The sequence below is a fragment of the Agrobacterium sp. 5Ca39 genome, from assembly GCF_055382365.1.
This window is the reverse complement of record NZ_AP026437.1, coordinates 2071342-2086726: the sequence shown is the minus strand read 5'-3', so window position 1 is coordinate 2086726 and position 15385 is coordinate 2071342. Positions and strand designations below refer to the sequence as shown.

At 58.4% G+C, this 15385-nt stretch carries 13 protein-coding genes; 3 read left to right on the top strand and 10 right to left on the bottom strand.

The features are described 5' to 3' along the window. Nucleotides 1-22: 22 nt before the first annotated feature. Together coxB and ctaD are read left to right on the top strand one after the other, a co-directional pair. Nucleotides 23-691 (top strand): cytochrome c oxidase subunit II, encoded by a 669-nt coding sequence (gene coxB / locus ACZ47E_RS23280; RefSeq protein WP_022563152.1) that lies wholly within the window; start codon nucleotides 23-25, stop codon nucleotides 689-691. Then, the gene (gene ctaD, locus ACZ47E_RS23275) at nucleotides 691-3189 is read left to right on the top strand and encodes a cytochrome c oxidase subunit I (protein WP_022563151.1); all 2499 of its coding nucleotides are present in this window, start codon (nucleotides 691-693) and stop codon (nucleotides 3187-3189) included. Before coxB ends, ctaD begins: the two co-directional genes overlap by 1 nt. A 402-nt stretch (nucleotides 3190-3591) precedes the next feature. On the opposite strand, the gene ACZ47E_RS23270 is transcribed toward ctaD, so the two are convergent. The 7 genes from ACZ47E_RS23270 to ACZ47E_RS23240 form a co-directional block, all read right to left on the bottom strand. Continuing rightward, on the bottom strand, nucleotides 3592-4713 hold the full coding sequence (locus ACZ47E_RS23270) for a DmpA family aminopeptidase (protein ID WP_022563149.1): 1122 nt from the start codon (nucleotides 4711-4713) through the stop codon (nucleotides 3592-3594). Between the two features lie 26 nt (nucleotides 4714-4739). Further along, nucleotides 4740-5501: a DeoR/GlpR family DNA-binding transcription regulator gene (locus ACZ47E_RS23265; protein ID WP_004445980.1), complete on the bottom strand. Its 762-nt coding sequence runs from the start codon at nucleotides 5499-5501 to the stop codon at nucleotides 4740-4742. Nucleotides 5502-5642: 141 nt separating this feature from the next. Then, a complete protein-coding gene (locus tag ACZ47E_RS23260; RefSeq protein ID WP_022563147.1) occupies nucleotides 5643-6395 on the bottom strand; it encodes a cysteine hydrolase family protein in 753 nt (250 codons plus the stop codon). A gap of 10 nt (nucleotides 6396-6405) precedes the next feature. Next, nucleotides 6406-7212 carry an ABC transporter permease gene (locus ACZ47E_RS23255; RefSeq protein WP_022563146.1) on the bottom strand — a complete coding sequence of 269 codons (807 nt, stop codon included), beginning with the start codon at nucleotides 7210-7212 and terminating at the stop codon, nucleotides 6406-6408. Between the two features lie 3 nt (nucleotides 7213-7215). After that, nucleotides 7216-8112, bottom strand: coding sequence for an ABC transporter permease (locus tag ACZ47E_RS23250; RefSeq protein WP_022563145.1), 897 nt, complete (start codon nucleotides 8110-8112; stop codon nucleotides 7216-7218). A gap of 1 nt (nucleotide 8113) precedes the next feature. Beyond that, on the bottom strand, nucleotides 8114-9244 hold the full coding sequence (locus ACZ47E_RS23245; protein ID WP_004445970.1) for an ABC transporter ATP-binding protein: 1131 nt from the start codon (nucleotides 9242-9244) through the stop codon (nucleotides 8114-8116). A gap of 29 nt (nucleotides 9245-9273) precedes the next feature. Continuing rightward, on the bottom strand, nucleotides 9274-10413 hold the full coding sequence (locus ACZ47E_RS23240; protein WP_022563144.1) for an ABC transporter substrate-binding protein: 1140 nt from the start codon (nucleotides 10411-10413) through the stop codon (nucleotides 9274-9276). Nucleotides 10414-10718: 305 nt separating this feature from the next. On the opposite strand from ACZ47E_RS23240, the gene fabG reads away from it, so the two are divergent. Further along, nucleotides 10719-11492, top strand: a complete 774-nt coding sequence (fabG, locus tag ACZ47E_RS23235) for a 3-oxoacyl-ACP reductase FabG (RefSeq protein ID WP_022563143.1) — start codon at nucleotides 10719-10721, stop codon at nucleotides 11490-11492. Nucleotides 11493-11522: 30 nt separating this feature from the next. On the opposite strand, the gene ACZ47E_RS23230 is transcribed toward fabG, so the two are convergent. From ACZ47E_RS23230 to dinB, 3 genes are all read right to left on the bottom strand, one after another. After that, a complete protein-coding gene (locus ACZ47E_RS23230) occupies nucleotides 11523-12851 on the bottom strand; it encodes an aspartate aminotransferase family protein (protein ID WP_022563142.1) in 1329 nt (442 codons plus the stop codon). A 10-nt stretch (nucleotides 12852-12861) separates the two neighbouring features. Beyond that, nucleotides 12862-13851 (bottom strand): phosphotransferase enzyme family protein, encoded by a 990-nt coding sequence (locus ACZ47E_RS23225; protein WP_022563141.1) that lies wholly within the window; start codon nucleotides 13849-13851, stop codon nucleotides 12862-12864. A gap of 359 nt (nucleotides 13852-14210) precedes the next feature. Further along, a complete protein-coding gene (gene dinB / locus ACZ47E_RS23220) occupies nucleotides 14211-15308 on the bottom strand; it encodes a DNA polymerase IV (protein ID WP_022563138.1) in 1098 nt (365 codons plus the stop codon). Nucleotides 15309-15385: the final 77 nt, after the last annotated feature.

Genomic DNA, 15385 nt, shown 5'->3' with positions numbered 1-15385 from the left:
CGGGAGAAGCGCGGGGTTCCGTTTGATAGCGCTCATTCCTCTGCTTTTGCTGGTTTCCGCTTGCTCCGGTGACCTCTCGACACTGGCGCCGGCAGGCCCGGCCAGTCGCAAGGTCGCGCTGCTGTGGTGGATAATGTTGGGCGGCGCCTGCGCAATCTTCATGCTGATTGCCGTTCTGTTGGCGTTGGTCTTTTTCAGCCCGGCTTCCCTTGCTCGGGTGAAAACGCACCATTGGCTGGTCGGCGGCGGCATCGGGTTCCCCATACCGGTCCTGACGGCCCTGGTGGCTTTTTCATTCATGCAAGGAGAATCCCTGCTGCCACAGTCCGGGAGCGATCCGCTTCGCATATATGCGGTTTCGCGCATGTGGAAATGGGAGTTTGCTTACGAAACACCGACCGGAGAAGTTCGCATTTCCGACGTGATGCATATGCCGGTGGGCCGTGATGTCATTGTAGAGGTCACCAGTGACGATGTCATTCACAGCTTCTGGGTTCCAAGGCTTGGCGGAAAGATCGACGCCATCCCCGGACTTTCCAACAAGATTGCCCTCAGGGCGGATCAGACCGGCACCTTCGGCGGCATCTGCGCGGAATATTGCGGTACCGGCCATGCCGGCATGAGTTTCCGCGTTGTTGCTCACACGGAGAGCGAGTTTTCAAAGGTGATCGGGGGTTTGGGACAACGCTGATGAATGATGTGCGCACACCGAAGAAACACTCGTCATTAAGGCTTCACCGGGAACTCAATGAGGTCTGGAGTTCGGGCACCGGATTTCGGCGTCTCGCAGCGGTCAACCACACCGTCATAGGCAAACGCTTCATGGTGACCGCGCTTGTTTTCTTCGCCATCGGCGGGTTCCTGGGCATGCTCATCCGGACACAACTGGCCACGTCATCAAACGCCTTCATGGATGCCGAGCAATATGCGCAGGTCTTCACGATGCACGGCACGATCATGATGTTTCTGTTCGCAATTCCTTTTTTTGAAGGACTTTCGATCTACGTCCTGCCGAAGCTCATCGGCGCCAGGGACCTCGCTTTTCCCCGCCTGTCCGCCTATGGCTACTGGTGTTACCTCTTCGGCGGCGGAATGCTGATTTTCGCCCTTATTGGCGGGGCAGCCCCTGCGGGGGGCTGGTTCATGTACACGCCGCTGTCGTCATCGCAATACAGTCCCGGGATCAATGCCGACATCTGGCTTCTTGGCATTACCTTCGTGGAGATTTCCGCTATCAGCGCGGCGATCGAAATCATCGTGACGATCCTGAGGTTGCGTGCACCCGGCATGTCCCTCGACAGGATGCCGGTCTTCGCCTGGTACATGCTCGTTGTCGCCGCGATGATGCTGATCGGTTTTCCGCCGCTGATCCTCGGTTCGATATTGCTGGAAGCTGAACGGGCCTTCGATATCCCGTTTTTCGACCCGCAACGCGGCGGTAGCCCGCTTCTGTGGCAACACCTCTTTTGGCTGTTCGGCCACCCCGAGGTCTACATCATCTTTCTGCCGGCGGCCGGAGCCCTGTCGACAATTATCCCCGTTCTGGCAGGAACGCGCCTGATCGGTTACAACATCATCGTTGCGGCGTTGATCGCCATGGCTTTCCTGTCCTTCGGACTGTGGGTTCACCACATGTACACGGTGGGCATCCCCCATGTGGCGCTGTCGTTTTTTTCTGCCGCGAGCGCGCTTGTCACCATCCCGACAGCGATCCAGATATTCGCCTGGCTTGGAACCATCGCAAGCGGCAAGCCGACGATGAGTGTTCCCATGCTCCACATCCTCGGGTTTTTCTGCGTGTTCGTCATCGGCGGCCTGACCGGCGTCATGCTGGCCATGGTACCCTTCGATCAGCAGGCACATGATACACATTTTGTGGTGGCGCATCTTCATTATGTCCTGGTCGGGGGATTTCTCTTTCCCATGCTCGCCGGGCTTTATTACTGGGTACCGCATATCAGCGGGCGCCAGCCCGTCCAGCACCTTTCCAGGGCCGCGTTCTGGATGATCTTCATCGGCTTCAATCTCACATTCTTCATGATGCACCTGACAGGGCTGCTGGGCATGCCGAGGCGTGTTTTTTCCTATCCAGAGGCTTCCCCCTGGGAGTGGCTCAATCTTCTCTCGTCGATTGGCAGCTTCATAATGGCCGCGGGCTTCATGCTGGTGGTGCTGGACTTCGCGCTGCTGTTTCGCTACGGGCGCGCCTTCAGGCGCAATCCGTGGGATGCCGGTACCCTTGAATGGGCCATGCCGACCCCGCCAGCGGCCTATGCCTTTGCGTCACAGCCGGAAGTGACTGCTAGAGCGGACAGCCTTCCGATCAACCGGATCGCGGCGACGCTCGCCGCGGGTAAAGGGTACCTCGGCTTTGTGAGATCCAGGAAAATGGAGACCATGGGGACGGATGCCGTAACCGGTGCGCCGCTGCAGATCGTCGTGTTGCCAGGGCCAAGCTTTCTTCCCTTGCTGACCGCCATGTCCACGGCCGCCTTTTTCATCGCATTGCTTCTCAAGGCGTATCCGGTGGCGGTTTTCGCTCTCGTCATTATTGCTTTGCTCTTCTTGGCGTGGACGCCGAACGATGATGCCAGACAGGAACGCGGACCCGTCGTCGCGCGTGGAGAAGAACGTTTTCCGCTTCATTACGAATGCGCCGATGCTCCGTCCGTCATGGCGGTGAAACTTGCCCTGATTGCGGATACGACGCTTTTTTCCTCATTGCTTTTCGGCGGGCTTTTCCTCTGGATTTCCGCTGGTGGCGAAAAGATCGTCTGGCCGCAGTCGATACCACTGCAGACGGTTTTCCTGTTGAGCGCCGCTGTAGCCGCCATCTTTGGCGCACTGGCGAGACATCTGAGAGCGGCTGTGACGATGTCGATCATCAGCACGATTGCCTACGTGGCGGCGATCGTCTGTGGTGCAATGGTGCTGCGGGCGGAATATACGGCGGTAAGCCTTGCAATCCACGGCGTTTCGGTTGCGGTCAACGTTTATCTCCTTTTGCACGGATTTGTCGGCCTGATCCTTGTGGCATTCGGGTGTTGGCGTCTGTCGAATGGCTACGTCTCGGACCGTCGCCGAAACGACCTTCGCATAGGGACCCTCTGGCATGTTCACTTGCTTTTCGCGACAGGCATATCGTTTCTTTTCCTGCAGACACTACGGTCATTAACGGAGGGAGGCTGAGATGCGCTACCGAACAGGCTTCAGTCTTGCTGGGCCCTTCATCACCTGGGCCCTGTGCTTTCTCACATCATATGCTGTGCAATTCGTCGGCTGTGCCTGGGGGTGGGATACGCGCTCCTGGGCCGGTGTTTCGATCCTTCGATCCGTACTGCTTGCTCTGTTCGGCTTATCGCTTTTCCTGCTTGTGCTGTGGATGAGGAAATTGCGGAGCAATCAGAAGTTGGGGAGCGATATCCTTTCGGTAATCTCTCATGCGGCAGCGCTCGCGGCGTTTGCTTCCACCGCTTTGGTTTTTCCCGGCGTGTTTTGGCTTAGCCTGTGTTAAGGCGATAACATCCGTCGCCGCATGTTCAAAGCTGCATCTGCGCTTCCAGCGGGCGGGAGGGAAGCGGGGCGATGGGATCAGCGGGGTGAACTCTGAGCCAGAAGTCTGGCAACCGCGTTGGCGTCTATTGCCTCGATGCGGTATCGATCGTGGGGTGTGCCACCTGTTGTTTCCGCGGCGACCATCGCATTGACCACCGCCTCTTCCACGCTCTGCACCACGGCCTGATAGACCGGATCAAGCACATCGTCATTGATCATGTCGATGCTCAACAACGGCGCGGCCTTATGGCGCATCGGGTGTGGATTGGCCGTCGAAAAAGCGAGAAAAATGTCGCCGGAACTATTGCCGCCGACTGTGCCGTTGCGGCCGATGCCTATCGCGCCGCGCCGCGCCAGCTTCCGCAACTGGTGCGGCGCAAGTGGCAGGTCCGTGGCAATCACAACGATGATCGAGCCTCGTTCGGACAGCCCCGGGTTTTCTTGTTGCAGCAGTTTGCCAACGGGTAGACCGCCAATTGTCAGCCAGTCCCGCTGGCCGTGATTGGCCTGCACCAACGCCGCGACGGTGAACTCCTTGTCGTCAATTGCGATCAGGCGCGAGGCAGTGCCCGTGCCGCCCTTGAAACCGTAGGCAATCATGCCCGTGCCGCCGCCGACATTGCCCTCAGCGACCGGACCGCTTCTGGCAGCGTTCAACGCCTCCAGGACGTGCTCGACCGCGACGTGTTGGCCGTTGATGTCATTGAGCATGCCGTCATAGGTTTCTGCCACCACGGGCATGATCCATAGGTGGTCGTCTCCCTCGTAGGTCGATGCAAATCGGTCAATCATCCATCGCACGGCGCTTTGATGGGCGATACCTACGCTGTGCGTGTTGGTAATCAGGACAGGCCCGACAAAGTAGCCCCCGTCCTCGATCCAGTGAGATCCCGTCATCTCACCATTGCCATTGAAACGATGAATGCCAGCGAATACCGGTACTGGTTCGCCCGCTGCGGCGTGCGGCAGTATCGCCGTCACGCCGGTACGCACCGGCAACTTGCGACCGGGGCGGGGTATCTCTTCACGGATCGTCGAAAAGCCGACATGGATACCGGCGATGTCGGTGATGGCGTTGAGTGGGCCGGGCGTGCCGTCGAAGGCAATACCGAAGTCACGCGCGCGTTTTTTGCCTGCTGAGGTCGTCTCGCTGATCATTGGTCCCTCCGATTTTCAGGCAGCTTTCAACAAATGGTCAGTTTCACGTCGTTGTTGTCCAGGCTTTCTGTCAAATCTTCGCCCAGCGCCTTATCGGTAACGACGTGCGTGATGTCCCGCCAAGCGGCATAGCGCGCGGGGAAGAGGCGGTCGTGCTTGGAATGATCGGCGACCACGACGGTACGCGCTGCGCGAGAGACCATCGCGCTGTAGACCGCGCCACACTCCAGGAGGGCGTCCGAGGGGCCGTCTGGACCCAGACCGCTTGCGCCAAGAATGGCGAAATCGGCATAGAAGGAATTGAGGAATGACACCGCATAAGCACCGACCGTCGCGCCCTCGGTGGCGTGATAGTCGCCGGGGAGCATGACCACCTTGATTGTCGGGTTGATGGCAAGCACGGTCGCCACACCAAAGGAATGAGTGAGTACAGTGATGTTCTTCATCTCGACTGCTACGCGCCGCGCGGTGTGCACTGTCGTCGAGCCCGAGCCGATCATAAGCACCTGAGCCCCTTTAAGTATCTGGACGGCCGCCTTGGCGATCCTTTCGCGCTCGCCGACAAAGAGCGCATGGCGCTCGGTCACCGAAGGCTCGGTGGAAAGCGAGCGCACGGCGCCACCATAAGTGCGATTGAGCAGACCTTGTTCGGTCATCTCGTCCAGATCGCGCCGGATTGTCTCTGTCGAGACGTCTAGGCGCCGGGCAAGTTCAGCAACGCGCAGGCTCGGTGCCTGGTTAAGTTCAGTCAGGATGCGCGACTGGCGCACGCTTTTTGGTTTTTTCATCGCGCCTCACTCCCAATGGCTTTCCAGCGCAAAACTCGGCCGCGTGAGGAACAGCTCAGTGCGCCGTGTTCAACTGCAGCAGAGACGGAGGAATTCTTGTCGGCATAAAGGGCTTCGAGTGCTTTCATCGACCAAGTTGTGTCAGGAACACTCTGGGCGAACAAGCCCGGGGCGACTTTCGTCCCCGATTGTTTCATGCTTTGGCTGCGGCAGATAGCCGATCAACTCTTCCGTGGTCATCACGTTGGCATAGATCATGTGCAGTCTGGTCAGTTCACTGACGTGGAGTTCCATGGAGCCTGCTGCGCACGCGTCATCGACGACGATGACGTCGAAGCTCTCGTCAGCGAGGCTGCGGACGGTGGAAGATACACACTGGTCGGTAAAAATGCCGGAGCAAACAACGTGGGTGATGCCCATATTGGTCAGCAAAAGCCTGAGATTCGTGCCCGTCAGCGCACTGTCTGTGGTCTTGGTGACAACGATCTCGCCGTCCTGGGGGGCAACCTGCGAAAGTATCTGCGAAGCTTGCTCATCCTTCGGAAGCAAAAGATTGTTCCATCCCGGCTTCTTCTGGCTGAGCGAACGATCCCGGCCATCGGTGCGCAGGCAAGCAATTCGCGCGAAAAACACGTCGAGGCCGAGTGCGCGAAACCGTTCCATGAGACGCCGGGTATTGGGGATGACGGTGTCATGCATGCGCTCGTGAAACGGCGTCCAGGCGTGATAGCGGACAAGATCATCACCAGATAGCGTGTCGGGAGCTGGGCGATCGAGATACGTGTTCTGCATGTCGATGACGAGAAGCGCCACCTTGCCCTTTTCAAGCGTCGGATCGTCGGGCTCCGGAGCGCCCTGATAGTAGAAGGAACGGCGGTCGGTTTTCCAGTTCATCGAGGCGTCCTCATGTATCCGCCTGACGACGGCGAACCAGCATGATGGCGAGACCGCCAGCCAGCAACAATATGGCAGCCGATACAGTGCTCATCGTGCCGAGCGCCGGCACCATTGGCGAATACCCGGCGACCATCTTCGAATAGAGCCATTTCGGGATCGTAGAGTCGACGCCGGCTGTATAAAGCGACAACGGAAAATTGCCCCAGGAAAGCAGGAACGCGAAGAGCGCGCCGGACCAGATACCCGGCCACAGAATAGGCAGGGTCACCTCGCGCAGAATGAACCAGCGGCCCGCTCCGAGGTCACGCGCAGCCTCTTCCAGTGTTGGATCAAAGGAATAGACCTGGATGGCAATGACGAGCGTCACCACCGGAACGATCCAGACGAGATGCGCAATAACGGCCGTCTGCCAGCTCGGGTTGATGCCAAGCGCGTTGAACCACAGGAGGAGAGCGAGCCCCAGCACCGGCTGCGGAAAGAAGACTGGCAGAAGGATCGCCTTCTGGAAAAGCTTGCGCCCCTTCCAGTCGTAGCGGGCGAAGGCGAGCGCACCGAAGAAGGCGAATATCACGGAGACAAGCGTGACGATGAAAGCGATCAGGAGGGAGTTCTGCACGAGAGCCTGAATCTCGAGCGAGCCAAGGGTCTTGCCCCACCATTCGGTCGAAAAAGCGTTAATCGGGAAGCCGAAATAGCGTCCCCTGGACAGGCCGGCCATCGCTCCGCAGAGGATAGGAAGGTAAACGGCAAGGACGACAATGGATGTCCAGACCTTGACGAAGGCTCGGGCGCGGATTTGCGAGCGGGTTTCCATGTCTCACTTCTTTCCCAGAATGCGGTCGAGATCGAGCTTGGACAGAACGTAGAGGGCAAGCCCGCTGATGATCGCGACGAGCAGGAGGGCGAGCGCCGAGCCAAGCGGCCAGTTCTGTGCATACGTGAAAGCAACCTCGATATCCTGCGCGATGGTAATGACCGACTGGCCGCCGAGAATCTTGGATTCGGCGATCGCGCCGGCGCCGAGCACGAAGGTGAGCAACATGCCGATCAGGATACCGGGCATGGCGAGTGGGAGCTCGATCTCGCGCCAGATCGTCAGCCTGTTAGCCCCAAGGTCGCGGGCCGCATCGACAAGGTCCCGGGGGATCATGGCAATGCCAAGCGACATCGGGAACAGCATGAAAGGCAGATAAACATATGTCATGCCGAAGAGGATGGCGCCGGGTGTGTAAAGTATCTCGGGTCCGCCCGAGAAGCCGAGCCACTTCAGGCCGCCGTCGAGCACCCCGTTCTTGATAAAGAACAGCACCCAACCGTAGAGGCGTACGTTTTCCGAGACGAACAGCGGAAAGACGAACAGCACGCCGACCAGGCCAGACCATTTGCCGAACATGCGATTGAGACCGTAGGCGATGGGATAGGCGATCATCGCAAGCAATATGACTGTCGCAAAGGCATAGGCGATCGACCAGGCAAACGACATCCAAACGGTATTGGAAGGATCAAGGATCACCGTGAAGTTGGCGAGGGTAAAAGAGCGAAACACGTCGAAGCTCTTGGGCGTGGCGAAGGCATAGGCAGCTACCGTAAGAAGCGGTGCCAGAAAGCCAAGCAGCAGCAGGATCGTGACAGGAGCGGCCGCGCGCAGTCCTGCAGGGATAGACGGAAAATGCCTTTGTTCACCGGCCGCTTCAGCATGGGTCATGGTTACCATATCAGTCTCCCACCACGATCGCGTCGCGGGCGTCCCAGCCGATAGTGACCGTGTCGCCCGACGTGATGCCGGTCGCGGCGGCGCGTGCGGCCTCGACCAGATAGATCCGGTCGCCGGAATGAATCTGATACTGCATGCGCGAGCCGAGAGAATATTCGTTGTAGATCGTGCCGGAGATCAGATTGTCAGCGCTCGAGGAGCCGGTGACGAAGCGCATGGTTTCGGGCCGAACGATGACAGTTGCCGTCTCGCCAATCGTTTGTGCTACCGGGGCTACAGTGATCGGCCTGCCGTCGGCGAGCGTCCACACGCCTTGGTGGTCGCGCCTGACTTCAAAACTGTTCACCTCACCAAAAAATTCCGCGACGAAGCGCGTTGCCGGCTTGGTGTAGATTTCCTCTGGTGTGCCAATCTGAACGAGGCGGCCACGGCTCATTACCCCGACGCGATCAGACATGACCATGGCTTCCTCGAGCGAATGGGTAATGTAGACAAAGGTCTTCCCGCTTTCGCGGTGCAGGTCCTTGAGCTCCTTTTCCAGAACTTTCTTCAGTTTGTAGTCGAGCGCCGATAGCGGTTCGTCGAAAAACAAGACGTCGGGGTCATAAGCAAACGCGCGGGCGAGCGCCACGCGCTGTTTTTCACCACCCGAGCAGCGCATCACGTTCTTGGAATAGTAACTCTCAGGCAGGCGCACCATGCGCATGAGTTCGAGAGCGCGGGCCTTACGTTCGGCGGCCGGCATTTTGCGGACCTTCAGCGGGAACTCGATGTTCTCGCCGACGCTCTTGTGCGGGAAAAGCGCAAGCGACTGGAAGACGAGACATGTCGGACGCCTGTCGGACGGCACGTTATTGATCGTTTCGCCGCGCAGCGTGATATAGCCTTCTGATGGTGACTCCATGCCGGCCAGCATGCGCAGAAGTGTGGTCTTGCCGGACCCGGAGGGTCCGACAATGGTGACGAATTCGCCTTCTCTGATATCGACACTTATGCCATCTACCGCGGCAAAATCGCCGAAAATCTTTCGAACGTCGACAAGTTGCAGCACCGGTTTCGGCGTTGGATGGATCGGATCCTCGATTTTCGGCAAGACGTCGGATAGGGTGGGCGAGATCATCGCAAGGCTCATGTTCTGTTCTCCGTCGGGACAGGCTTTGCTCAGCCGCGCAGGCGCCTGGCGGCGGTCATCAGTTCCAGTGCCTTGTCATAGTCAGGCACGATGTCGTATTGCGCCGAACGCGCCATATCCTCCTCGAGGCTGTCCCATTGGATGGCTTCCATCTCGTCCTTGGTGAAGAGTTCGTAGCACTTCGGGTTGCCCATCTGGCTGACCGGGTTGAATGTGCCTTCAGCAAAGGCGACGGTGTGGGCGACGTGCGGATCCTGGACGTATTTCAGAAATTCCAGGGCGAGTGGCGAAAGTTCGGGATTGTTGACCGTCGAGGTGATCTCAATCCAGGAAATACCGCCCTTGCCATCCATCGGGCCCTTGAGTGGCGTAATGGCGCGCAAGTTCGTATAGCCGTCGGCACGCGCCGGAGAGACGGAATAAGTGCCACCGGTCATATAAAGGTCGATCTCGCCCGAGACGAGAGCCTGATTGAGTGACGCCATGTCCCCGACCATCTTGGCGCCCTTGAAAACTTTTTCTGCGGTTTCGGCAAAGGCCTTGAACTCCTCCTCCGTGTGCTCCCTGAAGGGGTCAATTCCGGCGATGAGGAAGATGTTGAAGACGTTCCAGTCGTCGGATTCCTGTATGCCGTACTTGCCGGCGATCGAGGCGTCGTTGAACAGGTCCCAGCCCTGTTCCTCCGCCGTTGCTTTGCTGACCTTGTCGGTGTTGACAACAAAGCTGTAGGGCCCGAAGCGCTGCGCCATGCCGAGCAGGTCCTTGCCGTCGTCGCTCATTGCCCAGCGATAAGGCGCCTTGAAGTTGGGGAGCATGGTCTCGAAATAGGGCTCGAACTCGGCGCGCGGCAGCGGCTTTATCAGCCCGGCCGGCCCCATCACCTTTCGGGCCCAGGGATTGTTGACGTTGATCAAGTCCCAGATTTTGGTCTCGCCCGCGCGCAGGCGGTTGATCATGGTCGGGTCGTTGGTCAGGCTTTCAGCCTTGACGGTCGCTGACTGGCTGGATCGGAAGGGATCCAGGACCTGTGCGGAATTGTAGCCTTCCCAGCACAGGATATTGAGCTCTTTTTCGCGACCCGCAAAAGCGCGGGTCGCGCTTGCCATTGGGCCGGTAAAAGCGGCCGCACCCATCATCTGCATCATGTTGCGTCTGGAGATTTTCATCATAATTGTTCCCCTTTTTCTTGGCCGCTTCCGTGGCTCGTGGATCGCTTATGTTGGAACCTTGTCGTAAAAATGTGTGATTTACAACATCTATTTTCTGCTTCATGGTGCGGAGCGTAATTGGAGCGGTAGCACTTGGAGACGAACGCAACTTCTGCAAAAATGGAGTCCTAAAGGCCTAATATTACTGTGCATTTGTTTTGTGCAGGCAGCGCCGGTCGTGTGCCGATGTTTTAATCTGACGCCTCAAATTAAAGCAGTGGCGGCACGTGAATTTGTGGAAATTACAACAAAAAAGTGAGTGGAACATGTTGAAGTCACTGCAAGGGAAAACGGTCATTGTCACCGGCGCAAGCCGGGGGATTGGCAAGGGCATAGCATTGCGTTTCGGGGAGGCCGGCCTGAACGTCCTCGTTGTCTCGCGCAGCCAGGTCGATGCCGACAGGGTGGCATCCGAAATCGGAGCCAATGGCTCGGGATTCGCGGCGGATGTGAGCGCAGAGGAGGGCTGCAGGGCGATGGTCGATGCAGCCATAACCCGCTATGGCGGCGTCGCGATCCTCTGCGCCAATGCCGGCATCTTTCCGGCGGCTAAGCTGGGCGAAATGACGGCAGCCGACTTCGACCAGGTGATTTCGACCAATCTTAAAAGCACCTTTCTCAGCGTTTCCGCCGTATTGCCAGCCATGACGAAGGCCGGTTCAGGCCGTATCATCATAACCTCATCAATTACCGGCCCGATCACGGGATATCCCGGCTGGTCGCATTATGGGGCGAGCAAGGCGGGCCAGCTCGGTTTCATGCGCACGGCTGCGATCGAACTGGCGCCGAAGAACATCACGATCAATGCGGTCATGCCGGGCAATATCATGACCGAGGGGCTTGAGGACAACGGCCCAGACTATATCGCCGCGATGGCGGCCTCTGTTCCGTTGCGTCGTCTTGGCGCGCCGGCGGATATTGCGAACGCCGCTCTGTTCTTCGCATCTGAAGAGGCTGCCTACATCACCGGTCAGTCAATTGTTGTCGATGGCGGCCAAACCCTTCCGGAATCGCTCGGAGCGCTCGACGCGATGGGCTGAAACCGGTGTACCTGAAAGATTTCAGGCGGCTCAACGCGCGTTCAGGATGCTGTCCAGCGTAGCCGAAAAAAGATCGGCATCCTCATTCGAAAAACACAGTGGCGGGCGGATCTTCAGCGTTGCGCCATACTTGCCTGCTGCCCCGATCAGGATACCGTTTTGTTTCAATTTATTGATCACTGTCGTTGCGAACGCCGTGTCCGGCTCCCCCGTGGCGGGGTCGACAAAATCGAGGCCGATAAAGAGGCCGGCCCCCCGCACGCCGCCGATGACCGGATGTCGGGTTTGTAATGCCTGGAGCGATTGCTGGAAATGACCACCGACAGCGGCCGAACGTTCGATCAGATTTTCTTCCTCGATCACCCTGAGCACGGCATGGCCAGCGGCGGCCGCCACGGGATTGCCGCCGAAAGTATTGAAGTATCCGGTTTCCTCGCAAAATCTCTGGAGTAAGTCAGGTCGCGTTACGACACCACCCATCGGGAAACCGTTCCCCATTGGCTTGCCCATCGTGACGATATCGGGTGTGACGCCGTGGCGCTCGAAGCCCCAAAGACTGCCTCCCGTCCGGCCAAAACCCGGCTGGACCTCATCGGCGATCAACAGGCCGCCAGCACGGTGCACCACATCTGTCGCCTCCCTGAGAAAGCCGGCAGGATCGGCGTAGATACCGTCGCTTGAGAAGATTGTATCAACGACCAAGGCGGCGAACTTGATGCCGCGCGATTTGAGTTCGTTAATCGCCTGTTCCACAGATGCGGCAAAGCTTGCAGCAACGCTCATGCCGTCACGGGGCGCCGGCGCCGGAATGACCGCCACAAAGGGTGCGGGCTTGCGCTTGCGCAGGGACGAGGGGGAAATCTCGGTCACAAGCGCAGTATTTCCGTGATAGGCTGCTTCGGTGACGACGAAACCTTCGGCGCCAGTTCCGATGCGGGCGATGCGCATGGCAAGATCATTGCTTTCGCTGCCGGTGCAGGTCAGAACCACATTGCTGAGCGCCGCCGGGAATTTTGACAGAAGCTCTTCGCTATAGGACTCGACGACGCGGCTGAGGTAGCGCGTGTGGATGTTGAGTTCGCCAATCTGGCGCGCAACGGCCTCGACCACCCGCGGATGGCAGTGGCCGACCGACGGTACATTGTTGTAGACGTCGAGATATCTGCGTCCGCCGGCGTCATACAGGTAGGCGCCCTGTGCACGCACCATCTCAATCGGCTGCTCGTAAAAGAGCACGGATGACGCTCCAAACGTTGCCTGGCGCTTGGCGACGCGCTGCGCAAGTTCAGCCGGGAAGCCCTCGGCACGGCTTGCATCAAAACGGTTGAGATCTAGAATTTCCTTGGTGGCGACGCTCATCGGGCTCTCCTCAACGGTGTTCGGCCAGATAGCGCTCCGCGAGCGCCACGGTACCATCGGTATAGCCTGTTCCCATGGACTGGGCCGTCGGCGTTTCAGCATGGGAAGCGATCCACGCGGTGAGTTGCATGCGGCGAAGCATGATGAACATCGGCAGGGCCGCCTCATGTTGCTCATCAAGAGCGGTGACGCGCCGATAGCCTTCGAGCCAGGCGGCTTTGAGGTCGGGGATGAAAGGCTCATGTTCCATGAAGCTGATCGAGGCTGCAAAATCGTAGGCGTACCAGGACAGACCGCAATCATCGAAATCGATCACTCCCAGTCTGCCATTATCGACCAGAAGGTTGGCGGCGCGCATGTCGCAATGAACGAGGCCGAAGCGGTCCTCACCATAGCCGTAAGCGGAGGTCTGGGCTTCGAGCAGCTTGTGCGTTCTCTCTAAAACGGACTTGCCGCCGAGCGTCAGTCCGAGGGCGTCACGCCAGTCACCCCAATAGGCACCGTCCCCCAGAATCCGGTTGAAGCTCCATGTCTTGCGGACGAAGTTCTCCGGTCGCGTCCATCTGCGGCTGTGGGCGTGCAGTTTCGCATTGATTTCACCGAGTGTCCTGTACCAGTGGACGAGGTCTGACTCAGCATCTGGCTCCTTGCCCGCCATATATTCGAAGGCGACGGCATGGCGCATGGTTTCGCCGTCCGAGAAGACTTGAAGGAGGCTGCCGTCGTTTGCCGTGACTGGCCGCGGCGTAACAACGACCCCATCTTGCCGTAGCGCATCAATCCATGCGAGCTCGGACAGTATCTCCGCTTCAGTATGGTAGTCAGGGCGATGCACACGCACGATCAGATCGCTTCCAGTGGTCTCGTCAGCGATACGGAAGGTCGCGTTCTCGGAGATCGTCAGGAGCGTCAGGGTTGCGTCCGGCGAGACGCCCCATACTGGCGAGAGGTCCTTGAGGCCTTGTCCCAACCTGGAAAGAAAATCTGTATGATACAACATTTATCGCGCCTGTTTTGATCATGATTGGCAAATCCAACAATATTAATGTTGTAATTGCAACATTTAATCCAAACCCATTGATGTTTTTTGGATGTTCAAAGCGGCTGCTCGTGGCGACGTTCGCGACATCATCGGAAGGCTGATGAACATCATTGGGGTGGTGACGACCGCCCGGCGTCCGGTCGCCATCAGCGGCCGCCTCGGCGCTCCGGGGGCGATCGATCAGGGTGGCCGCTCCGAGGACTCTCGGATACTGCTCTTTCCTCGCTTTGCCTGCGGAGGCAGCGACGCGATCAAGCCAACCCAGCTGACGCGCACGTCGCCTAAATCAACTCAGGCCCCGAAGCACATTCTTCTGATCAAAAACCCAGGCCCAGCTGCGATTGGTCCTCGTATTCAGCCTCTTTGTCATTGGTGAGCGACGACAGCGTTACCCCAAGGAGCCGGACCGGCCGTTTGAATGGATAGACACCGGCCAGCAGGGTATTGGCCGCGTCTAGAATGTCTTCGGCGTTCGAATAGGGGATGGCAGTTGTCCTGCTCCGCGTCGCCTGGGTGAAGTCGGAATATTTGATTTTCACGGTCACCGTCTTGCCGCTGAAACCCTTGGCCTCGCAATAGGACCAAACCTTTTCCGCAAGTGGCCGGAGTTCCCTGGTTGCGAGCTCGAGGTCATCGATGTCCGCGGTAAATGTATCTTCCGCGCCGACCGACTTACGCACGCGGTCTGGTCTGACCTGCCGCTCATCGATGCCCCGGGCAATGCCATAGAAGTACGGACCGGACTTCCCGAAATGCTCAACCAGAAACGGCAAGGATTTTGCTTTCAGATCCGCTCCGGTCTCAATACCAAGCCGGTGCATCTTTTCCGCCGTAGCCGGGCCGACGCCATGGAATTTCTTGACTGCGAGCTGTTCGACAAAGGCCGGACCGTTCTTCGGCGTAATCACCGCCTGACCGTTCGGCTTGTTCAGATCGGACGCCATTTTTGCCAGGAACTTGTTATAGGAGATGCCGGCCGAAGCGTTCAGCCCGGTCACCGCCTTGATCCGGGCGCGGATTTCCAGAGCGATTTCAGTGGCAATTGGCATATCCTTGAGATTTTCGGTGACGTCGAGATAGGCCTCGTCGAGCGACAGAGGTTCGATGAGCGGCGTATATTCCGCAAAAATCTCGCGTATCTGCTGGGAGACGGCGCGGTAGACTTCAAATCGTGGTTTCACGAAGATCAAATCAGGGCATTTTCGAGCCGCCGTGACCGACGGCATTGCCGAGCGCACCCCAAATTCCCGTGCCTCGTAACTTGCTGCTGCAACGACGCCACGGGCAGCCGCTCCGCCAACAGCGAGGGGTTTGCCGCGCAGTTCAGGATTGTCGCGCTGCTCAACCGAAGCGTAGAAGGCATCCATGTCGACATGGATGATTTTTCTGGCGGCTGAGGCGGTGGTGAGGTCCATTGCAACCAAGTTCGCGGAGAGAAACGAAACAAGAACATAACAGCTTGCGACGTGACATCCAAGTCACCATTCGCAGT